The sequence below is a fragment of the Agromyces sp. P2_B3 genome, assembly GCF_056404815.1.
Genome location: NZ_JBFUDH010000005.1, coordinates 128007 through 154051, shown reverse-complemented (window position 1 = coordinate 154051; position 26045 = coordinate 128007). Strand labels below are relative to the sequence as shown.

The following is a 26045-nucleotide window of genomic DNA, read 5'->3' as shown; positions in this document are numbered from 1 at the left end:
GGAACAGGGGCATGCAGGCGGGATGACGCGCTCAGCGAACGCAGCGGCCCGCCAGCTCCCGGCTCGGCCGAGGCGTCGCACCCCCGACTTAGGCTTGAGCGCATGAGCATGCATGCGAGCGCGCCGGGGGGCCAGACCGGCAGGTACGGCAAGGCGCGCACCCGCATCGCCTCGGCCGACGAGTCGGCGCAGCGGGCCGAGAACGCCGAGGCCCCCAAGATCCCGCACCTGCTCCGCCGCATCTCCGAGCTGTTCGTCGACCACAAGGTCGCCCTCGCCACCACCGTGGTGCTCGTGCTCATCGGGGCGGCGCTCAGCGTCATCCCGCCGCTGCTCACCCAGCGGGCGTTCGACGACGGCCTCTTCCCGGTCGGCGCCGACGGCGATGTCACGGGCCCGAACCTCCCGGTGCTCGCGTGGATCGTCGGCGCGATGATCCTCGTCTACATCGTCTCGGCGCTGCTCGGCGTCTGGCAGACCTGGCTGACGGCGAATATCGGCAACAAGGTCATGGGCTCGCTGCGCGTGCGCCTCTTCACGCACCTGCAGTCGATGGAGCTCAGCTTCTTCACGCGCACCAAGACGGGCGTCATCCAGTCGCGCCTGCAGAACGACGTGGGCGGCGTGGCATCCGTGCTCACCAACACCGTCTCGAGCGTGCTCGGCAACACCGTCACCGTCATCTCGGCGTTCGTCGCCATGCTGATCCTCAGCTGGCAGCTCACGGTCATCGCGCTCGTGCTGCTGCCGTTCATGGTCATCGCGCAGCGACGCGTGGGGCAGGTGCGGGCGCGCATCGCCGGCAAGACCCAGGAGTCGCTGTCGGAGATGACGGCCATCACGCAGGAGACCCTCTCGGTCTCGGGCATCCTGCTGTCGAAGAGCTTCACGCGACAGCGGAGCGAGATCGACCGCTACGCCGACGAGAACCGGAACCAGATCCAGCTGCAGGTGAAGCAGCAGATGACGGGCCAGTGGTTCTTCGCGATGGTGGGCATCTTCATGTCGGCGATCCCCGCCATCGTCTACCTCGTCTCGGGGTGGCTCATCGCCGGCGGCACCGCGGATGTCACGGCCGGCACGATCGTCGCGTTCACGACCGTGCAGGCGCGGCTGCTGTTCCCGCTCATGGGGCTCATGCGGGTCGCACTCGACCTGCAGACCTCGAGCGCCCTGTTCGCGCGCATCTTCGAGTACCTCGACCTGAAGCCCTCGATCACGGATGCCCCGGCGGCGCGTGCGGTGACCGCGGGGCCGGCGCTCGGGCGGGTGGAGTTCGACGACGTCACGTTCCGCTACCCCGACGCCGAGGGCGAGGGGCGCCCCACGCTCGACGGCGTGAGCTTCACCATCGAGCCGGGGCAGTTCGCCGCGTTCGTCGGTCCGTCGGGCGCCGGCAAGACCACCGTGTCGTACCTCGTGCCGCGACTCTACGAGGCGTCGGAGGGTGCGGTGCGATTCGCCGGGGAGGACGTGCGCGACCTCAGCCAGGAGTCGCTCATCTCGCACATCGGCATCGTGAGCCAGGAGACCTACCTGTTCCACGCGTCGATCGCCGACAACCTGCGGTACGCGAGGCCCGACGCCACCGACGCGGAGCTCGAGGCGGCGGCCCGCGCGGCGAACATCCACGAGACGATCGCGTCGTTCCCCGAGGGCTACGAGACGATCGTGGGGGAGCGCGGCTACCGTCTGTCAGGCGGCGAGAAGCAGCGCATCGCGATCGCGCGCGTGCTGCTGAAGGACCCGGCCGTCCTGGTGCTCGACGAGGCGACGAGCGCGCTCGACACCATCTCGGAGCGCGTGGTGCAGCAGGCGCTCGACGACGCGGCCCGCGGCCGCACGACGATCGCGATCGCGCACCGGCTGTCGACCGTGGTGTCGGCCGATGTCATCTTCGTGATCGTGGCCGGCCGAGTCGTCGAGCAGGGCACGCACGCCGAACTGGTGCTCGCCGACGGCGTGTACGCGTCGCTGTACCGCCAGCAGGAGGAGCGCACCGTCCTCGAGGCCTGACGGCCGCGCGGTGGCCGCCACCGCCGGACGCCGCCGCCACGATCCCTTCGGCATGCGCGTCGCTCGGGCGCGGCATCCGCTCGACGAATAGGCTCGATGGGTCGGCGGAGGGGGAGATCCCATGACGGAGGAACAGGACGAGACCGGCTCGGGGGCATCCGGAGCCGCGCCGCTCGTGAACGGATCGGCTGGGCCTGCGGCCGACGGGTCATCGCGGGGGGCCGCCGCCGGCGCGCCGCCGCCGGCGCTCGCGAGCAGCCTGAAGCCGCGCGTCATCGGGCTCGCCGCGGCGGGCGCGGTCGGCGGCTTCCTGTTCGGCTTCGACTCGTCGGTGGTGAACGGCGCGGTCGACGCGATCCAGTCCGAGTTCGACCTCACCGCGGTCGTCACCGGGTTCGCGGTGGCGAGCGCCCTGCTCGGCTGCGCGCTCGGCGCCGAGCTCGCGGGGCGGCTCGCCGACCGGTTCGGCCGCATCCCGGTCATGCTCATCGGGGCGATCCTCTTCCTCGTGTCGTCGATCGGGTCGGGCTCCGCATTCGGGGTCATCGACCTCATCGTGTGGCGCGTGATCGGCGGCGTCGGCATCGGCATCGCGTCGGTCGTGTCGCCGGCGTACATCGCCGAGATCTCGCCGCGGCTCATGCGCGGCAGGCTCGCGTCGCTGCAGCAGCTCGCCATCGTCTTCGGCATCTTCGCCGCCCTGCTCTCGGACGCGCTGTTCGCCAACGCCGCCGGCGGGGCGGGCGAGCCGTTCTGGTTCGGCATCGACGCCTGGCGCTGGATGTTCCTCGCGTGCGTGGTGCCGTCCGTGATCTACGGCGCGCTCGCCCTGACCCTGCCCGAGTCGCCGCGCTTCCTCGTGAAGGCCGGCAAGGAGGACGACGCCCGCCGCGTGCTCATCCGCATCCAGCCGGGCGAGGAGGATCGCGGCATCCGCGACATCCGAGCCTCGATGCACGAGGACTCGCTCGCCAAGCGCAAGGGCGCCCTGCGCGGGCGCGTGTTCGGGTTGCAGGGCATCGTGTGGATCGGCATCCTGCTCTCGGTGTTCCAGCAGTTCGTCGGCATCAACGTGATCTTCTACTACTCGACGACCCTGTGGCAGGCGGTGGGCTTCGACGAGTCCGACTCGTTCACCATCAGCGTCTTCACGTCGATCACGAACATCGTGGTCACCTTCGTCGCCATCGCGCTCGTCGACCGCATCGGCCGGCGCCCGCTGCTGCTCACCGGCTCGGCCGGCATGACGCTCGCTCTCGCGACGATGGCCGTGGCGTTCGCGAGTGCCGTGACGGTCGACGGCGAGCTGACCCTCCCCGGTGCCTGGGGGCCGATCGCGCTCGTCGCGGCGAACCTCTTCGTCGTCTTCTTCGGCTTCTCGTGGGGGCCGCTCGTGTGGGTGCTGCTCGGCGAGATCTTCCCGGGGCGCATCCGTGCCCGGGCGCTGGGCCTCGCCGCAGCGGCCCAGTGGGTCGCCAACTTCCTCGTCACGGTGACGTTCCCGGTGCTGTCGAACTTCTCCCTCTTCTTCACCTACGGCATGTACGCGACGTTCGCCGCGCTGTCGTTCGTGTTCGTGTTCTGGAAGGTGCCCGAGACGAACGGCATGTCCCTCGAGGAGTCCGAGACGGTGTTCCCGGCGAAGGGATCGGCCCGCCGCCCGGCCGTGGAATCGGGCTAGGCTGTGGCCGCACCCACACGAGGAATGAACACGGCATGAAGTACGCAGAGACCATCGTCGATCTCGTCGGCGACACCCCGCTCGTCAAGCTCCACAAGGTCACCGCGGGGGTGACGGATGCCACGGTGCTGGTCAAGCTCGAGTACTTCAACCCGGGCGGCTCATCGAAGGACCGCATCGCCGCGCGCATCATCGACGCCGCCGAGCGCGAGGGCAAGCTGAAGCCCGGCGGCACGATCGTGGAGCCGACGAGCGGCAACACCGGCGTCGGCCTGGCCCTCGTCGCGCAGCAGCGCGGCTACAAGTGCATCTTCGTGTGCCCCGACAAGGTCGGCGAGGACAAGCGCAACGTGCTCACGGCCTACGGCGCCGAGGTGGTCGTGACCCCGACCGCGGTGGCGCCCGACAGCCCCGAGTCGTACTACGGGGTGTCCGACCGGCTCGCACGCGAGATCCCCGGCGCGTTCAAGCCCGACCAGTACTCGAACCCGAACGGGCCGCGCTCGCACTACGAGACCACGGGCCCCGAGATCTGGCGCGACACCGACGGCACGGTCACGCACTTCGTGGCGGGCGTGGGCACGGGCGGCACCATCACCGGCACCGGCCGCTACCTGCGCGAGGTCTCGGGCGACACCGTGCGCATCATCGGCGCGGACCCCGAGGGATCCGTCTACTCGGGCGGCACCGGCCGCCCCTACTTCGTGGAGGGCGTCGGCGAGGACTTCTGGCCGACGGCCTACGACCCCGCCGTGCCGCACGAGATCATCGCGGTCAGCGACGCCGAGTCGTTCGCGATGACGCGCCGGCTCGCGCGCGAGGAGGGCATCCTCGTGGGCGGCTCGAGCGGCATGGCCGTGGTCGCAGCGCTGAAGGCCGCGGCATCCGCCGGCCCCGACGACGTGTTCGTGGTGCTGCTGCCCGACTCGGGTCGCGGCTACCTCGGCAAGATCTTCAACGACAAGTGGCTGCGCGCCTACGGCTTCGGCAACGCACCCGCCGGCCACACCGTGCGCGACCTGCTCGGCGCGAAGGCCGACCGCACGGCGCCCCTCGTCTACGTGCACCCGGCCGACACGGTGCGGGAGGCCATCGACCGCATGACCGAGACGGGCGTCTCGCAGCTCGTCGTGCTCTCGGCGGAGCCCCCCGTGGTGCTCGGCGAGGTGCTCGGCGCGCTCCACGAGGAGGTGCTGCTCGACCTCGTGTTCTCGGGGAAGGCGAAGCTCACCGACGAGGTGTCGACCGTCGTGGGCGAGCCGCTCGACCTCATCGGCGTGAACGAGCCCGTCGCCACCGCCCGCTCGGCGTTCGCGACGGCGCCCGCGCTGCTCGTCACCGACGGCGGCAAGGCGCTCGGCGTCATCACCCGCACCGACCTCCTCACCTACCTGTCGGCCTGAGCGGCCGCGCGCACCACCCGGAAGGCACCCGCACCATGCTCCACGACGACGCCCGCTTCGACACCCGCGCCATCCACGCCGGCCAGGAGTTCGATCCCACCACCGGCGCGGTCATCCCGCCCGTGTACCTCACCTCGACCTACGTGCAGGATGGCATCGGCGGCCTCCGCGGCGGCTACGAGTACTCGCGCGGCGGCAACCCCACCCGCACGGGTCTCGAGACGCAGCTCGCCGCGCTCGAGGGCGGCATCCGCGGCCTCTCGTTCGCGTCGGGCCTCGCGGCCGAGGACGCGCTGCTCCGCACGGTGCTCGTGCCCGGCGACCACGTGGTGATCGGCAACGACGTCTACGGCGGCACGCATCGGCTCATCCGCAAGGTCTTCGGCGCCTGGGGCATCCGGCACACCACCGTCGACACCAGCGACCTCGACGCGGTGCGCGGGGCGATCGAGCTCGGCGCGACCAAGGTGCTCTGGGTCGAGACCCCGTCGAACCCCCTCATGAAGATCTCGGATGTCGCGGCGCTCGCCGAGCTCGGCAACGAGGCGGGCGTGCTCGTGGTCGTCGACAACACGTTCGCGTCGCCGGCGCTGCAGCAGCCGATCGCCGTCGGCGCCGACGTGGTCGTGCACTCCACCACGAAGTACCTCGGCGGCCACTCCGACGTGGTCGGCGGCGCGCTCGTGTTCGCGGCGGGGCAGGAGGAGCTCGCCGAACGCGTCGCGTTCACCCAGTTCGCCGCCGGCGCCGTGTCGGGGCCGTTCGACGCGTTCCTCACCTCGCGCGGCATCAAGACGCTCGGCATCCGGATGCAGCGGCACAGCGAGAACGCGATGGCGATCGCGCAGCGGCTCGAGGGCCACGCCGGCATCGAGCACGTGTTCTACCCCGGGCTCGAGTCGCACCCCGGGCACGAGCTGGCGGCCCGGCAGATGTCGGGCTTCGGCGGCATGATCTCGATCTCGCTGACGGGCGGGGCCGCGGCCGCGCGCCGGTTCGCGGAGTCGACGTCGCTCTTCCAGCTTGCGGAGTCGCTCGGCGGCGTGGAGTCGCTCGTCAACTACCCGTCCGAGATGACGCACGCGTCGGTGCGCGGCACCGAGGCGGAGGTCCCCGAGTCCATCGTGCGGCTGTCGGTCGGCATCGAGGACGTCGACGACCTGCTCGGTGACATCGACGAGGCGCTCGGCCGCCTGTAGCGGTCGGGCGGATGCCGCGGCATCCGTCTCCCGTCGCGCTCGGCCGGCCGTCGCGGCATCCGTCTCCCACCGCGGTGGGACAATGGAGGGAGCGGCGTGCGGCACGTCACCGGCGCCGAGGAGATGATCTCCATGGTCTGGTTCTGGGTCACCCTGGTCATCGTGGTCGTGCTCGTGATCGTGCTGTTCTTCATGTCGGTGAAGATCGTGAAGCAATACGAGCGCGGGGTGGTGCTGCGCTTCGGCCGGCTGCAGAGCGTGCGCGATCCCGGCATCCGGTTCATCATCCCCATCGTCGACGTCATGACGAAGGTGTCGTTCCGCATCGTCACCCTTCCGATCCAGTCGCAGGGCATCATCACGCGCGACAACGTGAGCGTGGGGGTGTCCGCCGTCGCCTACTACCGCGTGGTCGACGCCGTGAAGTCGGTCATCGCGATCGAGAACGTGCAGTCGGCGATCGACCAGATCGCCCAGACCACGCTGCGCAAGGTGGTCGGCCAGCATCACCTCGACGAGGCGCTCTCCGACACGGCGACGTTGAACGCCAACATCCGTGTGATCCTCGACGTGACCACGGCCGACTGGGGCGTCGAGGTGACCCTCGTGGAGCTCAAGGACATCCTGCTGCCCGATTCGATGAAGCGGGCGATGGCACGGCAGGCCGAGGCGGAGCGCGAGAAGCGGGCGAAGATCATCGCCGCCGAGGGGGAGGCGCTCGCCTCCGTGAAGCTCGGCGTGGCGTCCGACACGATGATGGCGCATCCACTGGCCCTGCAGCTTCGCACGCTGCAGACGCTCGTGGAGGTCGGGGTCGACAAGAACACGCTCGTGGTCGTGCCGGCGCCCCTGCTCGGCTCGATCGAGGCCCTGACGAGCTTCATCGATCGCGAAGCCGCGACCGCCCAGGTGCGGGCGAGTTCGGAGCGCTTGGCAGGATCTTGACGACGGCTGTCGTCCCTGCCAGCGACGCGTGTCGGTCGGATGCTCCAGACTGAGCGGGTGACCACGAACCAGACCGCCGCCTCGGCGGGCGCCGACGCACCTGCCGGTGCCGCAGCCGGAGCCGAGGGCAGCGAGCCCGCCACCGAGCACCGCGGCTCCCTCGGCCTCGTGCAGGGCACGGCGCTCTACATCGCGAGCGTGCTCGGCACCGGCATCCTCGTGCTGCCGGGGCTGGCGGCCGCCGCAGCAGGGCCGGCCTCGATCGTGGCCGTCGCCGCCGTGCTCGTGCTCTCGATCCCGCTCGCCGGCACGTTCGCGGCGCTCGCCTCGCGCTACCCCGACCCGGGCGGCGTCGCCAGCTACGTGCGCCGCACCCTCGGCGACACGGCCGCCCGCATGACCGGCTACTGGTTCTTCTTCGGCGTGTGCATCGGCGCACCCGTGCTGGCCGTGCTCGGCGGCGAGTACGTCGTCGCGGTGCTCGGCGTCGACCGCTCCGCCGTGCCGATCATCTCGCTGGCGATCTTCGTGCCGCCGTTCGTCGCGAACTGGTTCGGCGTGCGCGTCGCGGGGTGGGCGCAGTTCGTGCTCACCGGGCTCCTCATCGCCACCGTCGTCGGCGTCGTCGCGGTGACCTTCCCGGCCGTCGAGTCGTCGAACTTCCAGCCCTTCCTGCCCAACGGGTGGGGCGGGGTCGGCACCGCGATCAGCCTCTTCGTCTGGGCGTTCGCGGGCTGGGAGGTCGGCACCCACATCGCGGGCGAGTTCCGGAATCCGCGCCGCATCATCCCGCTCGCCACGGCCATCGCGATCGTCGTGGTCGGCGCGGGCTACCTCGCGCTGCAGGTCGTGACCGTCGGCGTGCTCGGCGACCAGGCCGGCGAGGGCGTCGTGCCGCTGCTCGACCTCGTCGACACCACGGTGCCGGGCATCGGCTCCACGCTCGTCGCGATCGTCACCGCGATCGTCTGCCTCGGCGTCATGAACGCCTACCTGCCCGCGTTCGCGAAGCTCGGGTCGGCACTCGGCCGCGACGGCGACCTGCCGCGCTACTTCGCCAAGGGCGCGGCCGCCGGCGAGGTGCCGCGTCGGGCGCTGCTGCTCACGGCTGCACTCGTCGCCGTGTACTTCGTGCTCATGCTGCTGAACGGCATGAACCTTTCGGCGTTCATCCTGATCCACACGAGCAACATGGTCGCCATCTACGCGGCCGGCATGGTGGCCGCGACGCTCCTCCTGCGGCGCTGGTCCTTCGGCTGGTGGCTCGCCGTGGTCGCCACGGTCATGACCGTGGGCCTGCTCGTGCTCGCGTGGGCGAACCTGCTCGTGCCCGTCATCCTCGCGCTCGCCGCGGTGCTCGTCACGGTCGTGCGACGCCTGCGCGGCCGCACCGCCTCGGGTGCCCGCATGGCATCCGCCGCGCCCGCCCCAGCGGCTTCCGCCCCCGTCGCGACCACCCAGGAGCTCAGTTGACCGAGTACCGCGCCCACTTCGACGCCGAGATCGAGTTCGTCAACGGGGGTGCGTTGCGCGCCGAGGCGTTCCGCCTCGACCTCCCGTCGCGCGACCTCACCGAGGCGCAGGTCGGCGAGCTGCTCGTGCGGCACCTCGGACTCACCCTGGTCGGCCGGGTGCAGCTGTCGAACCTCGAGGTCGTCGAGGAGCCGCATCGCGGGTCGCGCGGGGTCGTCGATGCCCCGACGGATGCCGCGGCATCCGCTGGGCCGGGTACGCCGGAGGCGCGCGGCGAGCTCGTCGACCTCAGTCACCCCATCCGGGCAGGGCTCGTGACCTACCCCGGCATCCCGGCGCCGACGATCACGCCGCATCTCACCCGCGAGGCATCGCGCGAGCACTACGCGCCCGGCACCGAGTTCGCGATCGACCTCATCACGATGGCCGGCAACACCGGCACCTACCTCGACAGCCCGTTCCACCGCTACGCGCACGGCGGCGACCTCGCGAGCCTCGAGCTCGCCACGCTCGTCGGCGTCCCCGCCGAGGTGTTCCGGTTGACGGATGCCGCGAGCCGCGGCATCCCTGCCGAGGTGTTCCTCGACCGCGAGCTCGCGGGCACCGCGGTGCTGCTGCACACCGGCTGGAGCCGGCACTTCGGCGCGCCCGAGTACGCGCACGGGTCGCCGTTCCTCACCGAGGCCGGAGCGCGCCACCTCGTCGACGCCGGGGTCGCGATCGTCGGCATCGACGCGCTGAACATCGACGACACGGAGTCGGGCGGAGAGCGCCCGGCCCACTCGATCCTGCTCGCGGCGGGCGTGCACGTCGTCGAGCACCTCACCGCGCTCGACCGCGTGCCGGTGCGTGGTGCGCGCTTCACCGCGGTGCCGCCGCGGGTCGAGGGGTTCGGCACGTTCCCCGTGCGGGCGTTCGCGGAGCTGCCCGCGCGCTGACGCTCGTCCGGTGCGTCGGTCGTCGGTCCGCGCGCGGGGGCGCGACGGCGGGCCGGATGACGGCGAGCGTCCGGGAGCGGCGCGGGCAGTGGCATCCGTCGCCCTCGTGAGTGAGGATGGGTGGATGATCGCTCCCGCGTACTCGCTCCGCGACGGCAACTCCATCCCCGCGCTCGGGCTCGGCACGTACGGGCTCAACGAGCAGGCGGGCATCGCGGCGATCGTGTCGGGCATCGCCGACGGCTACCGCCTCATCGACACCGCCTACAACTACGGCAACGAGGACGTCGTCGGCGAGGCCGTGCGCCGCACCGACGTCGACCGCAGCGACCTCGTGATCACCACCAAGCTGCCCGGGCGCCACCACGGATTCGACGAGACCCTCGCCAGCTTCGAGGAGTCGCGCCGCCGCCTCGACCTCGACTGGGTCGACCTCTACCTGATCCACTGGCCCAACCCCCGCATCGACAAGTACGTCGACACCTGGCGGGCGATGATCCGGCTGCGCGAGAAGGGCCTCGTGCGGTCGATCGGCGTCTCGAACTTCACCGTCGCCATGCTCGAACGCCTGGAACGCGACACGCAGGTCGTGCCCGTCGTGAACCAGGTCGAGCTGCACCCGTACTTCCCGCAGGAGGAACTGCGGGCCTACCACGACGAGCACGACATCCGCACCGAGAGCTGGAGCCCGCTCGCCAAGCGCAGCGAGCTCCTGCAGGAGGGCGTCATCACCGCGCTCGCCGCCGAGAAGGGCGTCACGCCCGCGCAGATCGTGCTGCGCTGGCACGTCGAGCTCGAAGCGGTGCCGATCCCCAAGTCGGCGGATGCCGCGCGCCGCCGTGAGAACCTCGACGTCTTCTCGTTCGGGCTGGCCCCCGAGGAGGTCGAGGCGATCACGGCCCTCTCCCGCGGGCGGCTCTGGGGCGCCGACCCCGACACGCACGAGGAGTTCTGAGCGCTCGCCGCGCTGTTCACCCGCTTCACCCCGGTGCTTCACGCGCCGTTCCTCGGGCCTCGGCAGCATGCTGCACATGAAGCCGACCCTCGTCGCCGGTGCCGCCGCGGCCGCACTCGCCCTCCTCCTCGTTCCCGCGACCGGCGCGGTCGCCCGGCCGTCCGTGCCCGATGCCGTCGTCACGACCGGCACCGAGACGCCAGCGCTCTACGACGACGCCGATGGCGGCAACGCCAGCGGCGACGATCCGGCGATCTGGGTGGATCCGACCGACTCGCACGACTCCATCGTCATCACGACGGCGAAGGAGGGCGGGCTCCGCGTGTACGACCTCGCCGCCCGCGAGCTGCAGTCCCTCGTCGCGGCGGCGCCGCCGCGGGCCGACGGCATCGAGGGCCGGTACAACAACGTCGACATCGCCTACGACGTGCCCCTCGGCGCGGCATCCGTCGACCTCGCAGTGGTCTCGGATCGCTACAACGACCAGCTGCGGTTCTTCGTGATCGACCCGGCCGGGGCCGACGCGCCGACGCCGCTGACCGAGGTCACCGCGCCCGACCTGCCGTTCCTGTTCAGTCCCGACCGCGCCACGGTGGCCGAGGAGCACACCGCGTACGGGCTCGCGGTGTGGCAGCCCGCCCCGGGCGAGACGTACGCCGTCGTCACCCAGGAGGGCGCACCGACCCTCGCGACCGTGCGGCTCGCGGCATCCGGTGGCCTCGTCGGGTACGCGGATGCCACGACGACCGTGATGCCGTCGTCGTTCCCGCTGCCCGACGGCACCACCTGGACGCCGTGCGAGGAGCCCGGCGTCGGCCCGCAGCTCGAGGGACTCTCGGTCGACCAGCGCTCGGGGGTGCTCTACGCCGCGCAGGAGGACGTGGGCGTCTGGCGCATCGCACTGCCGTTCGGCTCGGCGGAGCCCCGGCTCATCGACCGCGTCGAGGACTTCGGCGTGCACGACGCCTACGACCCCGAGACGGAGGAGTGCGCGCCGATCGACCCGGACGACGCGGGCTTCGGCGGCTCGGCGCTCGAAGCCGACGCGGAAGGGGTCGACGTGTACTACGGACCTGGCGCCACCGGCTACGTGATCGTGTCGAGCCAGGGCGACGACACCTACGCCGTCTACCAGCGGCAGGGCAGCAACCGCCTGGTCGGCACGTTCCGCATCGAGGGCGTCGAGGGCGTCGACGAGGTGAACGGGTCCGACGGGCTGGCCGTGACCAACCGCGTCGTCGGCGACTACCGGGAGGGGCTGCTCGTCACGCACGACGAGCCCGAGACCGGCACCGGCGTCGATCCCGAGCGCGACGCCACGAACTTCTCGTACGTGTCGTGGGGCGACATCGCCGATGGACTCGGCCTGCGGGTGAGCACGTCGGCCGGGAACGACCCGCGCTTCCGCTAGGTCGCGGGCCGCAGGCGTGGCGGGTCCGGCCTGGACGCGGCCGGGCCCGCCGTCGGGTGCTCCTGTCGGCGGCCGGGGATAGGCTCGATCAGTGAGCGACGTGACGAAGAAGACGGATTCCCCGGCCACGGAGCATCCGGTCGACGCTGCCGAGGCGGCCGAGGCGGCCGAGGCGGCCGACGCCGAGGCGGCCAACGCCGCGGCCGCCCCCTCGGGCGACGTGCCGGCGCAGCGCACCCGCGAGCCGCTCGCCCGGGGGCCGCTTTCGAAGCCCTACCGGTGGCTCTCGATCGGCATGTTCTCGATCATCTTCCTCGCCGCGTTCGAGGCGATGGCCGTCACCACGATCATGCCGCTCGTCGCGACCGACCTCGACGGCGAGGCGCTCTTCGCCCTGTCCTTCGCCGTGCCGCTCGCCGCCGGCATCATCGGCATGGTCATCGCGGGCAACTGGACCGACCGTGCGGGCCCGCTGCCGTCGCTCATCGTCTCGGCGGTGCTGTTCGTCGTCGGGCTGGTGATCGCCGGCACCGCCGTGAACATGGGGGTGTTCATCGTCGGCCGGTTCGTGCACGGGCTCTCGGGGGCCGCGGTGATCGTGCCGCTCTACGTGATCGTCGGGCGCGTCTACCCCGAGCACCTGCGGGCCAGGGTGTTCGCGGGCTTCGCCGCCGCGTGGGTCATCCCGTCGATCGTCGGTCCCGCGCTCGCCGGCGCCGTCGCCGAGGCCACCAGCTGGCACTGGGTGTTCCTCGGGGTCATCGTGCTCATGCTCCCGGCCGCGGCCATGATGCTGCCGCCCATCGTGCGCGTGCGCGACCAGGTGCAGGGCGACCCGTCGGTGCCGTGGAGCCTCAGTCGGGTGGGCTGGTCGGTGCTGACCGCCGCGGCCGCGCTCGCCGTGTCGCTCGCCAAGGAGCTGCCCGACCCCTGGCAGTGGGTCGTGGCCGTCACGGCGATCGCCGTGGCGGCCGTGGGGGCGCGGCCGCTGCTTCCCGTGGGCACCATCCGCGCCGCCCGCGGCATGCCCGCCACGGTGATGCTGAAGCTCATCGTCGCCGGTGCGTTCTTCGGCAGCGAGATCTACCTCCCGTACCTGTTCATCGAGCACTACGACTTCTCGCCGAGCCTGGCCGGTGCCGTGCTCACCGGCGCGGGGCTCTCGTGGGCTGCGGCGTCCTGGCTGCAGGGCCGGCTCACCGAACGCGTCTCGAACACGCAGGCCGTCGTGATCGGCGCGGCGACGCTCGTCGTCGCGCTCGTCGTCGTGCTCGTCGTCGCCACCTTCACCCTCGCCCCGGCCATCGCCTTCGTGGCATGGACGCTCGCGGGTGCCGCGATGGGGTTCATGTATCCGCGCTTCTCGGTCGCGGTGCTCGCCCTGTCGCCGGTGTCGGCGCAGGGCTTCAACAGCGCGGCGCTCACCATCTCGGAGTCGCTCGGGGCGGCGGTGGCGCTCGCGATCACCGCACTGGTGTCGAGTGCGGCCGGCGCCGGCATGTTCACGGCCGACTTCGCGGTGACCGTGGCGATCGCCGTGGTCGGGTTGCTGCTGGCGAGCCGCGTGCGGCCGCCGGCCGTGGCATCCCGAGCCTGACGACCTTCGACGCGGTCTCTGGTGCGTCACGACGTGCGCACGATGTGACGGTCACATTCGTGTGACAGTCACATTCGCCCCCGACCTGTGCATAATTGACTGCGCCGGCGTGTGTGACCGTGAACATGCCGAGATTCGATCGAGGTCGCCGTGCCAGAGGAGCCGCAGCGGGGTCGCGCCCCGAGCATCCGTGATGTCGCGCGGCTGGCCGGCGTCTCGCACCAGACCGTGAGCCGGGTGCTGAACCACCATCCGAGCATTCGTCCCGAGACGAAGCAACGCGTGCTCGACGTCATGGGCGAGCTGCAGTACAAGCCCAACCGGGCGGCCCGGGCGCTCGTCACGAGCCGATCCCGCACGCTCGGCATCCTCTCGGCGTCGAGCACCCAGTACGGGCCGGCGTCGAGCATCGCGGCCATCGAGTCGGCGGCCCGGGCCGCCGGTTACTGGGTCAGCACGGCGAACATCGAGTCGTCGGATGCCGCGTCGATCGCCGATGCGCTGGCGCACCTCACGGCCCAGGGCATCGAGGGCCTCGTCGTGATCGCGCCGCAGATGCGCGTGTTCGACACACTCGCGCGCCTCGAGATGGACGTGCCGTACGTGAGCCTCCAGTCCACCGGTCGCGACGACGACCACGCCCTGTCGGTCGACCAGATCGCGGGCGCGCGGATGGCCACCCGACACCTCATCGAGCTGGGCCACCGCAGCATCTACCACCTCGCCGGACCCCAGGACTGGATCGAGGCGGAAGCGCGGATGCGCGGCTTCCTCGAGGAGATGAGCGCACAGGACGTCGCCACGACCGCGCCGATCCTGGGGGACTGGACCGCGGAGTTCGGCTACTACGCCGGCCGTGAGCTGCTCACCGTGCGGGACTTCACGGCGATCTTCGCGTCGAACGACCAGATGGCACTCGGCCTCATGCACGCCGTGCGCGACGCCGGCCTGGACATCCCGCGCGACGTCTCGATCATCGGATTCGACGACATCCCCGAAGCGGCGCACTTCTGGCCGCCGCTCACGACGGTGCGCCAGGACTTCGGCGAATTGGGCCGCCGGTGCGTGGCGCTGCTGCTCGGCGACATCGGCGACGCATCGGCGGAGGCGGCCGGCACGATCACGCCCGAGCTCGTGGTGCGCCGCAGCACCGGTGCGCCGGCGTTCTGACCCGCGCCACGCGGGCCACCATGCCTGTCAGAGCCGGCGTTATGGATCCGTGACCTCTCGAAGTTGACAGGTGCGGCGTGATTGTGGCTAACATGAGTGTCGCCATGTGAACGGTCACATCGAGACCGACATCGTGGAGCACCTCCCCGCCCGACGAAGGAGTCTTCCAGTGCCGATCGCCCCCACCGCTGCCCCGCACGCCACCGCGTGCGAGAGCCGATGGGCCGGCATGGACGCCGTGGCGGTGGGCGTATGAACAGCTACGGCCCCCAGGTCGAAGTGGCGATCGCACGCGTTCGCGCCGACGTCGCGAAGCTCCACGCCGAGCTCACCCGGTACGGGCTCGTCGTGTGGACGGGCGGCAACGTCTCGGGTCGCGTGCCGGGGGCCGACCTCTTCGTGATCAAGCCCTCGGGCGTCTCGTACGACGAGCTGGCGCCCGAGAACATGATCCTCTGCGACCTCGACGGCACCGTCATCGAGGGCACGCCCGGCGCCGACCGGTCTCCGTCGAGCGACACCTCGGCGCACGCCTACGTCTACCGGAACATGCCCGAGGTGGGCGGCGTGGTCCACACGCACTCCACCTACGCCACGGCGTGGGCCGCGCGCGGCGAGGAGATCCCCTGCGTGATCACCGCGATGGCCGACGAGTTCGGCGGCTCCATCCCGGTCGGCCCGTTCGCGATCATCGGCGACGACTCGATCGGTCGCGGCATCGTCGAGACGCTCACCGGCCACCGCAGCCGCGCGGTGCTGATGCGCAACCACGGCCCCTTCACGATCGGCGCCAGCGCGAAGGACGCGGTGAAGGCCGCCGTGATGGTCGAGGATGTCGCGCGTACCGTGCACCTCGCCCGCGAGGCCGGTCCGCTGGTGCCCATCCCGCAGGACGCGATCGACCGGCTCTACGATCGGTACCAGAACGTGTACGGCCAGGCGTCAGACGCCCGCCGCACGAAGAGCGCGGGGCCGGCGTCCGACGCTGGTCGCGCGAAGGCCCCGAAGGCGGCTCCCGAAGCCCGCCGGAAGGTCGCAGACCGGCGATGAACGATCGCTCGGTACCCCAGATCTTGCGCAGCCCGTCCCGACGGGCGCGGCGCGAGGGGAGACGGCTGGCATGGACGCGGCCGACTCCGACTGTCACCAAGACAATGTCGTCCATGAATGACACACAGTGAAAGGACACACCGTGAAGAACACGAAGAAGGTGCTTCTCGCCACCCTCGCGGCCGGTTCCATGCTCGCGCTTGCCGCGTGCTCGGGCGGCAGCGGTGGCGGCGACAGCAGCGGCGGCGGCGGCGACGGCGGCCTCATCGGCGTCGCGATGCCCACGAAGAGCTCGGAGCGCTGGATCCAGGACGGCGACGCCGTCAAGCAGCAGCTCGAGGACCAGGGCTTCACCGTCGACCTCCAGTACGCGGAGGACGACATCCCCACCCAGGTCTCGCAGATCGAGAACATGATCACGAAGGGCGCCGAGGCGCTCATCATCGCCTCGATCGACGGCACGACGCTGTCGCAGGTGCTCCAGGACGCGGCCGACGCCGACATCCCGGTCATCGCCTACGACCGCCTCATCCGCGACTCGGAGAACGTCGACTACTACGCGTCGTTCGACAACTACAAGGTCGGCGTGCAGCAGGCCAACTCGCTGCTGAACGGCCTCGGCCTCACCGACCTCGAGGGCGAGCCGGCCGCTGACGCGCCCGCCGGCCCGTTCAACATCGAGCTGTTCGCCGGTTCGCCCGACGACAACAACGCCACGTTCTTCTGGAACGGTGCGATCGACACGCTCCAGCCGCTGATCGACGACGGCACCCTCGTGGTGAAGTCGGGCCAGACGGACTTCGAGCAGGCCGCAACGCTCCGTTGGGACGGCGAGGTCGCGCAGGAGCGCATGGAGAACATCCTCACCTCGACGTACTCCGACGGCTCCACGGTCAACGCGGTGCTCTCGCCCTACGACGGCCTGTCGCGCGGCATCATCTCGGCGCTCACCGACGCGGGCTACTCGGTCGGCGAGGGCTGGCCGATCATCTCCGGCCAGGACGCCGAGCTCGACTCGGTCAAGGCGATCAACTCCGGCGAGCAGTACGCGACCATCTTCAAGGACACGCGTGAGCTCGCGAAGGTCGCCGTCGACATGGCGTCCGCGATCCTGAACGGCGACGAGCCCGAGGTCAACAACACCGAGGACTACGACAACGGCGTGAAGGTCGTGCCGTCGTACCTCCTGGAGTCGGCCATCGTCGTCAAGGACAACATCAAGGAGATCCTCGTCGACAGCGGCTACTGGACCGAAGCGGAAATCAACGGCTAGTCACCACCGGTACACGTCGGCCGGATGACGGCAACCCCGCGTGTCGGGGCCCGAGCGGGAGTACTCTCGCCTCAGGTCCCGGCCGCGGGGGCATCCGTCATCCGGCCGGCCCCACCCGGCAATGAAGCAGGAGCAAGGATGACCACCAACATTCTCGAGATGCGCGGCATCACGAAGACGTTCCCGGGCGTGAAGGCCCTGTCGAACGTCACCATCGGGGTCGAGCGCGGCGAGGTGCACGCCATCTGCGGCGAGAACGGCGCCGGCAAGTCGACCCTCATGAAGGTGCTGTCGGGCGTGTACCCGCACGGCACCTACGACGGCGACATCGTCTTCGAGAACGAGACGGTGGAGTTCCGGGACCTCACGGACAGTGAGGCCAAGGGCATCGTCATCATCCACCAGGAGCTGGCGCTCAGCCCCTACCTGTCGATCGCCGAGAACATCTTCCTCAACAACGAGCTGAAGGGCCGCGGCGGCCTGATCGACTGGAACAAGACGAACTTCGAGGCATCCAAGCTCCTCGCCCGAGTGGGGCTGCGCGAGAACCCGACGACGAAGATCATGGACATCGGCGTCGGCAAGCAGCAGCTCGTCGAGATCGCGAAGGCGCTCTCGAAGGAAGTCAAGCTCCTCATCCTCGACGAGCCGACCGCCGCGCTCAACGACGAGGACTCCGACCACCTGCTCGACCTGATCCTGCACCTCAAGGGGCAGGGCATCACGTCGATCATCATCAGCCACAAGCTGAACGAGATCAAGAAGGTCGCCGACTCCGTCACGGTCATCCGCGATGGCAAGACGATCGAGACGATCGCGAAGCAGGACGTCACGGAAGACCGCATCATCAAGGACATGGTCGGCCGTGATCTCGAGAACCGCTACCCCGACCACACGCCCGACATCGGCGAGGAGCTGCTCCGCGTCGAGGACTGGACGGCGCACCACCCCCAGGACACCTCGCGGGTGATGGTCGACAACGTGAACCTCCACGTTCGTGCCGGCGAGATCGTCGGCATCGCGGGCCTCATGGGCGCGGGTCGCACCGAATTCGCGATGAGCCTGTTCGGCCAGAGCTACGGGTCGAAGATCACCGGGAAGGTGTTCCTCCGCGGCAAGGAGATCAAGACCCGCACGGTCGCCGAGGCGATCGACCATGGCATCGCCTACGCCACCGAGGACCGCAAGACGTACGGCCTCAACCTCATCGAGGACATCAAGCGGAACATCTCGATGGCCTCGCTGAAGAAGCTCGAGAAGTACGGCCTCGTGCACGACAACGAGGAGTACGCGGTCGCCAACGAGTACCGCAAGTCGATGAACATCAAGGCGCCGAGCGTGCTGGTGAAGACCGGCAAGCTCTCGGGCGGCAACCAGCAGAAGGTCGTGCTGTCGAAGTGGATCTACTCGGATCCCGACGTGCTCATCCTCGACGAGCCGACGCGTGGCATCGATGTGGGCGCGAAGTACGAGATCTACACGATCATCAACCGCTTGGCCGCATCGGGCAAGGGGATCATCGTGATCTCGTCGGAGCTGCCCGAGCTGCTCGGCATCTGCGACCGCGTCTACGCCCTCTCGGAGGGGCGCATCACCGGTGAGCTCCCCATCGCGGAGGCCACACCCGAGGCGATGCTCAAGCTCATGACCATGGAAAAGCCCCGCTAGCCGGCGCTGGCGGATACACCAGGAGACACCATGTCGAATCCGACCCCCACCACCTCCGAGGAAGTCCAGCTCCCCGGCGGCAACCTCAACCCCGTCGAGAACAAGTTCACCGACCGGCTGAGCCACGTGCTCTCAGACCTCGGCAAGAACGGCATCTTCATCGCGCTCGTCGCGGTGGTCGTGCTGTTCTCGGTCCTCACCAACGGCATCCTGCTGCGACCGCAGAACATCTCGAACCTCGTCGTGCAGAACGGCTACATCCTCGTGCTCGCGATCGGCATGGTGATGGTCATCATCGCCGGCCACATCGACCTGTCGGTCGGGTCGGTCGCCGCCTTCGTCGGTGCCTGTTCCGGCGTCTTCGCCGTGCAATGGGGCCTGCCCTGGTGGCTCTCGGTCATCCTCTCGCTGGGCATCGGCGCCCTCGTCGGCGTGTGGCAGGGCTTCTGGATCGCCTTCGTCGGCATTCCGGCGTTCATCGTGACGTTGGCGGGCATGCTCATCTTCCGAGGCCTCGCGCTCGTCGTGCTCGGCAACGCGAACATCGGCTCGTTCCCCGCCGAGTACCGCGCGCTCGGCAACGGCTTCGTCTCGGTCGGCGACTTCGAGCTCGACCCGCTCACGCTCGGTGTCGGCGCGCTCGCGATCGTCATCCTGATCGTGCAGCAGGTGCGCACCCGTCGCGGCCGCCAGAAGTACGGCCAGGACGTCGAGCCCATGGTGTGGTTCATCATCAAGCTCGTGCTCGTGTCGGCCGCGATCGGCTTCTTCACCTGGTCCCTCGCGTCCTACAAGGGCATCCCGGTCACGCTGATCATCCTCGCCGTGCTCGTGCTCGTCTACGGCATCGTGATGAACCGCACGGTCTTCGGTCGGCACATCTACGCGATCGGCGGCAACCGCCACGCGGCGGAGCTGTCGGGCATCAAGACCCGTCGCGTCGACTTCTGGCTGTTCGTGAACATGGGCACGCTCGCCGCCCTCGCCGGCCTCATCTTCACGGCCCGGCTCAACCTGGCCGGCCCGAAGGCCGGTGACGGCTTCGAACTCGAGGCGATCTCCGCGGCCTTCATCGGCGGCGCGGCCGTGCAGGGCGGCGTCGGCACCATCGGCGGCGCCATCATCGGTGGCCTGATCATCGGCGTGCTGAACAACGGCATGTCGATCCTCGGCATCGGCATCGAGTGGCAGCAGGTCGTCAAGGGCCTCGTGCTGCTGCTCGCGGTCGCGTTCGACGTGTACAACCGTCGACGCTCCGGCGGCAACTAGGGTCTGGTGACCGAAGGGGCGGGTGCTGCGGCATCCGCCCCTTCGTCGTACCCGAGTCATCCATGCAGAACCAAATGCCGCGCCAGCCGTCGCAGTGGCCCTGACCGCCGAGCTCCACCACCGAAATGTAGGAAGTTCTTGGTGGCGCGCGGCGTGCCGGGGGAGGGCCGCGCGGCGTGTCGGCCGTTTCTTCCTCCATTTCGCATCCGGGCCGGGCAGGGGCTCCGGATGCCGCACCCGGCGCGCTTGCCGACCGGCTTCGTTAGCGCTAACATCGTGGTTCGTTAGCGCTAACGAACCAGACGACGAAGGAGTCCCCGTGCCCGACCACGACCACCTGCCGATCGGGGCCGACGGCCGGATGGCGGCGGCATGAGCGCCGCGGCATCCGCCTTCACGCCCGAGGTCGACGCGGCCATCGCGAAGGTGCGCGACGACGTCGCGCGGCTGCACGGTGAGCTCACTCGATACGGCCTCGTTGTCTGGACGGGCGGCAACGTTTCGGGCCGGGTGCCCGGCGCCGACCTCTTCGTGATCAAGCCGTCGGGAGTGTCGTATGACGACCTCGCGCCCGAGAACATGATCCTCTGCGACCTCGACGGCAACGTGATCCCCGGCACGCCGGGATCCGCCCGCAGCCCCTCGAGCGACACCGCTGCCCACGCGTACGTGTACCGCAACATGCCCGAGGTCGGCGGCGTCGTGCACACCCACTCGACGTTCGCGGTCGCGTGGGCCGCCCGCGGGGAGGAGATCCCCTGCGTCATCACGGCCATGGCCGACGAGTTCGGCGGGCCGATCCCCGTGGGTCCGTTCGCGATCATCGGCGACGACTCGATCGGGCGCGGCATCGTCGAGACCCTCGCGGGCCACCGTTCCCGTGCGGTGCTCATGCAGAACCACGGCCCGTTCACGATCGGCACCGATGCCAAGGACGCCGTGAAGGCCGCCGTGATGGTCGAGGATGTCGCGCGCACGGTGCACTTCGCCCGCGAGGCGGGCCCGCTCATCCCGATCCCGCAGGACGCGATCGACCGGCTCTACGACCGCTACCAGAACGTGTACGGCCAGGCGTCCGACGCCCGCCGCGACGACGACACCGCACCGAGTGAGGACGCAGCCCGATGACCGACTCCATGAACCCGCAGGCTGCGGGCACCACCGGCGAGCGCGCCCGCGCCGCCATCCTCGAGGGACGCACGTCGCTCGGCATCGAGCTCGGCTCCACGCGCATCAAGGCCTGCCTCGTCGGCGAGGACCCGACCGAGGTGCTCGCCGTGGGCAGCCACGAGTGGGAGAACCGGTTCGAGAACCGGGTGTGGACCTACTCGCTCGAGGACGTCTGGTCGGGACTCCAGGCGGCGTACGCCGACCTCGTCGCCGACGTGCGACGCCGCTACGACGTGCAGCCGCAGACGTTCGGCGCCATCGGCGTCTCGGCCATGATGCACGGCTACCTCGCGTTCGACGCGAGCGACGAGCTGCTCGTGCCGTTCCGCACCTGGCGCAACACGTCGACCGGCCCGGCCGCCGCCGAGCTCAGCGAGCGGTTCGGCTTGAACATCCCACTGCGCTGGTCGATCGCGCACGTCTACCAGGCGGTGCTCGACGACGAGCCGCACGTGCCGCAGATCGATTTCGTCACGACGCTCGCGGGCTATGTGCACTGGCGCCTCACGGGCCGCAAGGCCATCGGCGTGGGCGACGCCTCGGGCATGTTCCCGATCGATGCCGCGACCCACGACTACGACGCACGGCTGCTCGAGGTGTTCGACGGCCTCGTGGCGGACCGCGCCCCGGGCCTGCACCTCGCCGAGCTCCTCCCCGAGGTGCTGCCGGCGGGCCGGGCAGCCGGTGCCCTCACGGCCGACGGCGCTGCGCTGCTCGACCCGTCGGGAGTCCTCCAGCCCGGTGCGCCGCTCTGCCCGCCCGAGGGCGACGCCGGCACCGGCATGGTGGCGACGAACTCCGTCGCCCCGAGGACGGGCAACGTCAGCGCCGGCACGAGCATCTTCGCGATGGTGGTGCTCGAGCGCCCGCTCGCGCACGCGCACCACGAGCTCGACCTCGTCACGACGCCCGCGGGCGACCCCGTGGCGATGGTGCACTGCAACAACGGCGCCAGCGAGCTCGCGGCGTGGGCCGGCGTGTTCGCCCGGTTCGCCGCGGCATCCGGAACCCCCGTCGAGCCGGATGCCGTGTTCGAGGCCCTCTTCCGCGAGGCGCTCGACGGCGACGCCGACGCCGGTGGCCTGCTCGCCTACAACCACCTCGCGGGCGAGCCGATCGCGGGGCTCACCGAGGGCCGGCCGCTGTTCGTGCGCACGCCCGACAGCCGGTTCAGCCTCGGCAACTTCATGCGCGCGCAGCTCTACGGCGTGTACGGCACCCTCGCGCTCGGCATGCGGGTGCTCGCCGGGGAGGGGGTCGAGATCGACCGGATGTTCGCGCACGGCGGCATCTTCCGCACCGCGGGCGTCGCCCAGCGCTTCCTCGCGGGCGCACTCGACGCGCCCGTCGCGGTCGGCGAGACGGCGTCCGAGGGCGGCGCGTGGGGCATCGCCGTGCTGGCGTCGTACCTCTCGGCCGCCGACGAGGTCGACCTCGGCACCTACCTCGGCGAACGCGTCTTCGCGGATGCCGCGATCGACACCGTCGAGCCCGTGGCCGACGACGTCGCCGGGTTCTCCGCCTACCTTGACCGCTACCGGGCCGGGCTGGCCGTCGAGTCGGCCGCCGTCGACGCGCTCTGACCGTAGCGGCCCGCGCCGCGATGGCGCCGCACGCCGCACCCACACCGCACCCACACCACCAAGCACCCCCCGACGCACCGAACATCGCACCACGAGGAGACCCACATGACCCGCACGCCCCTCCAGACGAACCTCGACCAGTACGAGGTCTGGTTCCTCACCGGCAGCCAGCACCTGTACGGCCCCGAGACGCTCAAGCAGGTCGCCGACCAGTCGCGACAGGTCGCCGAGACGCTCGACGCGGCATCCGATGTGCCCGTGAAGGTCGTGTGGATGCCGGTGCTCACCGACTCCGACGCCATCAAGCGCGTCGCCCTCGAGGCGAACGCCGCCGAGAACGTCATCGGGCTCGTCGCGTGGATGCACACGTTCAGCCCCGCCAAGATGTGGATCGCCGGGCTCGACGCCCTGCAGAAGCCGCTCGCGCACCTGCACACCCAGGCCAACGTCGAGCTGCCCTGGGGCGACATCGACTTCGACTTCATGAACCTCAACCAGGCCGCGCACGGCGACCGCGAGTTCGGCTACATCCAGACCCGCCTCGGCGTTCCGCGCAAGACCATCGTCGGCCACGCGAGCGACCCTCGCGTGCAGCGGGATCTCGGCACGTGGCAGCGCGCGGCCGCCGGCCTCGCGGCATCCCGCAGCCTGAAGCTCGCCCGCTTCGGCGACAACATGCGCTACGTCGCCGTGACCGAGGGCGACAAGACCGAGGCCGAGCTGCGATTCGGCGTGCAGGTCAACACGTGGGGCGTGAACGAGCTCGCCGAGGCGGTGGCCGCGGCATCCGACGCCGAGGTCGACCTGCTCGTCGCCGAGTACGAGGACCTCTATGAGGTCGTGCCCGAACTGCGGAAGGGCGGCGAGCGGCACCAGTCGCTGCGCGACGGCGCGGCGATCGAGCTGGGCCTGCGCTCGTTCCTCGAGGAGGGCGGCTTCGGCGCGTTCACCACGAGCTTCGAGGACCTCGGCGCGCTGAAGCAGCTGCCGGGCCTCGCGGTGCAGCGCCTCATGGCCGAGGGCTACGGCTTCGGCGCCGAGGGCGACTGGAAGACCGCCATCCTCGTGCGCGTCGCGAACGTCATGGGCGCCGGCCTGCCGGGCGGTGCGAGCCTCATGGAGGACTACACCTACGACCTCACGCCCGGCGACGAGCTCATCCTCGGCGCGCACATGCTCGAGGTGTCGCCGTCGCTCACCACCGCGAAGCCGACGCTCGAGATCCACCCGCTCGGCATCGGCGGCAAGGAGGACCCCGTGCGCCTCGTCTTCACCGCCGACCCGGGCCCCGCCGTGGTCGTCGCGATGAGCGACATGCGCGACCGGTTCCGCCTCACGGCGAACGTCGTCGAAAACGTCGAGCTGCGGCATCCGCTGCCCAAGCTCCCCGTCGGCCGCGCTGTCTGGAAGCCGGCCCCCGACTTCCACACCAGTGCCGCGGCCTGGCTGACCGCCGGAGCGGCGCACCACACCGTGATGTCGACGGCCGTGGGCGTCGAGGTGTTCCGCGACTTCGCCGAGATGGCCAAGGCCGAGCTGCTCGTCATCGACGAGGACACCACCCTGCCCGGGTTCCAGCGCGAGGTGCGCTGGAACCAGGCGTACTACCGCCTGGCGCAGGGCCTCTGATCGAGGGCGGCGAGGGCAGTGCAGGCGGCGAGGTCAGTGCAGGCGGCGAGGTCGACATGAGCGAAGCGGATGCCGCGAGCCGGCCGGTCCCGGCGGCTGAGCCGGCCGCGGCATCCGGCGCAGCGGGCGTGCCGACCATGTTCGACGTCGCCCGGCGCGCCGGCGTCTCGCACCAGACGGTCTCGCGGGTGCTCAACGACCTCACCGGGGTCGCGGCCTCGACGAAGCTCCGCGTCGAGCAGGCCATCGCCGAGCTGTCGTACACGCCGTCGCCGGCCGCCCGCGCGATGGCGAAGCGCCGCTCGGGGTCGATCGGGCTGATCCAGGCGGGCCGACCCGACTACGGACCGTCGAACGCCGCGCTCGGCTTCAATGAGGCCGCGCACGAGGCCGGCTACACCGTGACCCAGGCGAGCATGCGCTCGCTCGACGCCGAGGTGCTCCGCCAGGCGGTGCACCGGCTCGCGCTGCAGCGCGTCGAGGCGATCGTGCTGATCTCGGGGGAGCGGGAGGGCGTCGGCGTGCTCACGGGCATCGACGCGGGCGTGCCACTCGTCGTGGTGGCCTCCGAGCCGACGCCCGGGCTGCACCGCGTGTCGATGGACCAGTACGCCGGCGCCCGACTCGCGACCGAGCACCTCATCGCGCTCGGGCACCGCGAGATCCGCCACGTCGCCGGCCCGGCCGACTCGATGGATGCCGCGGAGCGCCGCCGCGGGTGGACGGACGCGATGCGGGCCCACGGTCTCGAGGTGCACGCGCCGATCGTCGGGGACTGGCTCGCGGCATCCGGTGACGCGGCGGCACGCGCCATCCTCGCGGAGGGCGTCGCGACGGCCGTGTTCGTGGCGAACGACCAGATGTCGCTCGGGCTGCTGCACGCGTGCTTCGCGTCGGGCGTGCGCGTGCCCGACGACCTCAGCGTCATCGGGTTCGACGACATCCCCGAGGCGGCGTTCTTCACGCCGGCGCTCACCACCGTGCGCCAGGACTTCGAGGCGCTCGGCCACGACATCATGGCGACGGTGCTCGACGTGCTGCGCGACGAGCCCGATGCGCCCGACCGCACGGCTCGCGTCCCCGAGGTGATCGATCGGGCGAGCACGGCGCCGCCCGCGCGCTGATCAGCTCACTCGGTCGCCTGCGCCGAGTAGTCGGGCAGCTCCTGCAGGGTCCAGCGGTTGCCGTCGGGATCCTTCAGCGTGATGAACCGACCCCACTCCTGCTCGTCGACGCCGTCGGCCTCGACGCCCTTCGCGCGCAGGTCGGCGAGCACCGCGTCGGCGTCGTCGATCACGACCTGGATGACGTCGAGCGACCCGGGCTCCAGCGTCGCGCCGAGGCCTTCGCCGATCGCGATCGAGCACGCGGATCCGGGCGGGGTGAGCTGCACGAAGCGCAGCCCCTCGAAGACGGTGCGGTCGTGGTCGGCGTTGAAGCCGAGCTTGTTCACGTAGAAGTCCTTCGCCCGGTCGACGTCGCTGACGGGCACGTGGATGAGTTCGATCTTCCAGTCCATGGGTGGCTCCTCGGTCGGTTGCGCGATCCGTTCCATCGAATCGCCTGCGCCCAGTCTGGCAACGATGCGGTCAGTTCCTGTCCGCATAAGGTGACG

General features: G+C 70.5%; 20 protein-coding genes. 19 read left to right on the top strand and 1 reads right to left on the bottom strand.

Annotated elements, in window-relative coordinates:
* Positions 1 to 108: 108 nt before the first annotated feature.
* The 19 genes from AC1DZA_RS10345 to AC1DZA_RS10255 all read left to right on the top strand — a co-directional run bounded on the left by AC1DZA_RS10345 (position 109) and on the right by AC1DZA_RS10255 (position 25554).
* Positions 109 to 2016: an ABC transporter ATP-binding protein gene (locus AC1DZA_RS10345; protein WP_476772732.1), complete on the top strand. Its 1908-nt coding sequence runs from the start codon at positions 109 to 111 to the stop codon at positions 2014 to 2016.
* 121 nt (positions 2017 to 2137) lie between these two features.
* Positions 2138 to 3697, top strand: a complete 1560-nt coding sequence (locus AC1DZA_RS10340) for a sugar porter family MFS transporter (RefSeq protein ID WP_476772683.1) — start codon at positions 2138 to 2140, stop codon at positions 3695 to 3697.
* A 35-nt stretch (positions 3698 to 3732) separates the two neighbouring features.
* Positions 3733 to 5100: a cystathionine beta-synthase gene (locus AC1DZA_RS10335; RefSeq protein ID WP_309974323.1), complete on the top strand. Its 1368-nt coding sequence runs from the start codon at positions 3733 to 3735 to the stop codon at positions 5098 to 5100.
* A 35-nt stretch (positions 5101 to 5135) separates the two neighbouring features.
* Entirely contained in the window at positions 5136 to 6299 is a 1164-nt protein-coding gene (locus tag AC1DZA_RS10330) for a cystathionine gamma-synthase (RefSeq protein WP_476772682.1), read from the top strand.
* Positions 6300 to 6395: 96 nt separating this feature from the next.
* Complete coding sequence (locus AC1DZA_RS10325; RefSeq protein ID WP_476761779.1) at positions 6396 to 7244, top strand: slipin family protein; 849 nt, start codon at positions 6396 to 6398, stop codon at positions 7242 to 7244.
* Between the two features lie 57 nt (positions 7245 to 7301).
* Positions 7302 to 8717 carry an APC family permease gene (locus tag AC1DZA_RS10320; protein WP_476772681.1) on the top strand — a complete coding sequence of 472 codons (1416 nt, stop codon included), beginning with the start codon at positions 7302 to 7304 and terminating at the stop codon, positions 8715 to 8717.
* The gene (locus tag AC1DZA_RS10315; RefSeq protein WP_476772680.1) at positions 8714 to 9655 is read left to right on the top strand and encodes a cyclase family protein; all 942 of its coding nucleotides are present in this window, start codon (positions 8714 to 8716) and stop codon (positions 9653 to 9655) included. The genes AC1DZA_RS10320 and AC1DZA_RS10315 overlap by 4 nt, the downstream gene beginning before the upstream one ends.
* Positions 9656 to 9779: 124 nt before the next feature.
* On the top strand, positions 9780 to 10610 hold the full coding sequence (locus tag AC1DZA_RS10310; RefSeq protein WP_476761782.1) for an aldo/keto reductase: 831 nt from the start codon (positions 9780 to 9782) through the stop codon (positions 10608 to 10610).
* 76 nt (positions 10611 to 10686) lie between these two features.
* Positions 10687 to 12021 (top strand): phytase, encoded by a 1335-nt coding sequence (locus tag AC1DZA_RS10305; RefSeq protein ID WP_476772679.1) that lies wholly within the window; start codon positions 10687 to 10689, stop codon positions 12019 to 12021.
* Positions 12022 to 12112: 91 nt separating this feature from the next.
* Positions 12113 to 13618, top strand: coding sequence for an MFS transporter (locus AC1DZA_RS10300; RefSeq protein WP_476772678.1), 1506 nt, complete (start codon positions 12113 to 12115; stop codon positions 13616 to 13618).
* A gap of 150 nt (positions 13619 to 13768) precedes the next feature.
* Positions 13769 to 14788 carry a LacI family DNA-binding transcriptional regulator gene (locus tag AC1DZA_RS10295; RefSeq protein ID WP_476772677.1) on the top strand — a complete coding sequence of 340 codons (1020 nt, stop codon included), beginning with the start codon at positions 13769 to 13771 and terminating at the stop codon, positions 14786 to 14788.
* A 252-nt stretch (positions 14789 to 15040) separates the two neighbouring features.
* Positions 15041 to 15838, top strand: coding sequence for an L-ribulose-5-phosphate 4-epimerase (locus AC1DZA_RS10290; RefSeq protein WP_476772676.1), 798 nt, complete (start codon positions 15041 to 15043; stop codon positions 15836 to 15838).
* 190 nt (positions 15839 to 16028) lie between these two features.
* The gene (gene chvE, locus AC1DZA_RS10285) at positions 16029 to 17111 is read left to right on the top strand and encodes a multiple monosaccharide ABC transporter substrate-binding protein (RefSeq protein WP_476762151.1); all 1083 of its coding nucleotides are present in this window, start codon (positions 16029 to 16031) and stop codon (positions 17109 to 17111) included.
* Between the two features lie 138 nt (positions 17112 to 17249).
* Positions 17250 to 18779: a multiple monosaccharide ABC transporter ATP-binding protein gene (gene mmsA / locus AC1DZA_RS10280; RefSeq protein ID WP_309974308.1), complete on the top strand. Its 1530-nt coding sequence runs from the start codon at positions 17250 to 17252 to the stop codon at positions 18777 to 18779.
* Between the two features lie 30 nt (positions 18780 to 18809).
* Positions 18810 to 20048 (top strand): multiple monosaccharide ABC transporter permease, encoded by a 1239-nt coding sequence (mmsB, locus tag AC1DZA_RS10275; RefSeq protein ID WP_476762145.1) that lies wholly within the window; start codon positions 18810 to 18812, stop codon positions 20046 to 20048.
* 372 nt (positions 20049 to 20420) lie between these two features.
* Positions 20421 to 21176 carry an L-ribulose-5-phosphate 4-epimerase gene (locus tag AC1DZA_RS10270; protein ID WP_476762144.1) on the top strand — a complete coding sequence of 252 codons (756 nt, stop codon included), beginning with the start codon at positions 20421 to 20423 and terminating at the stop codon, positions 21174 to 21176.
* Positions 21173 to 22801: a xylulokinase gene (locus AC1DZA_RS10265; protein WP_476772675.1), complete on the top strand. Its 1629-nt coding sequence runs from the start codon at positions 21173 to 21175 to the stop codon at positions 22799 to 22801. The genes AC1DZA_RS10270 and AC1DZA_RS10265 overlap by 4 nt, the downstream gene beginning before the upstream one ends.
* A gap of 105 nt (positions 22802 to 22906) precedes the next feature.
* A complete protein-coding gene (araA, locus tag AC1DZA_RS10260; protein WP_476772674.1) occupies positions 22907 to 24430 on the top strand; it encodes an L-arabinose isomerase in 1524 nt (507 codons plus the stop codon).
* A gap of 56 nt (positions 24431 to 24486) precedes the next feature.
* A complete protein-coding gene (locus tag AC1DZA_RS10255; RefSeq protein WP_476772673.1) occupies positions 24487 to 25554 on the top strand; it encodes a LacI family DNA-binding transcriptional regulator in 1068 nt (355 codons plus the stop codon).
* 5 nt (positions 25555 to 25559) lie between these two features.
* Here AC1DZA_RS10255 and AC1DZA_RS10250 read toward each other — a convergent pair whose 3' ends face one another.
* Positions 25560 to 25949: a VOC family protein gene (locus AC1DZA_RS10250; RefSeq protein ID WP_476772672.1), complete on the bottom strand. Its 390-nt coding sequence runs from the start codon at positions 25947 to 25949 to the stop codon at positions 25560 to 25562.
* Positions 25950 to 26045: the final 96 nt, after the last annotated feature.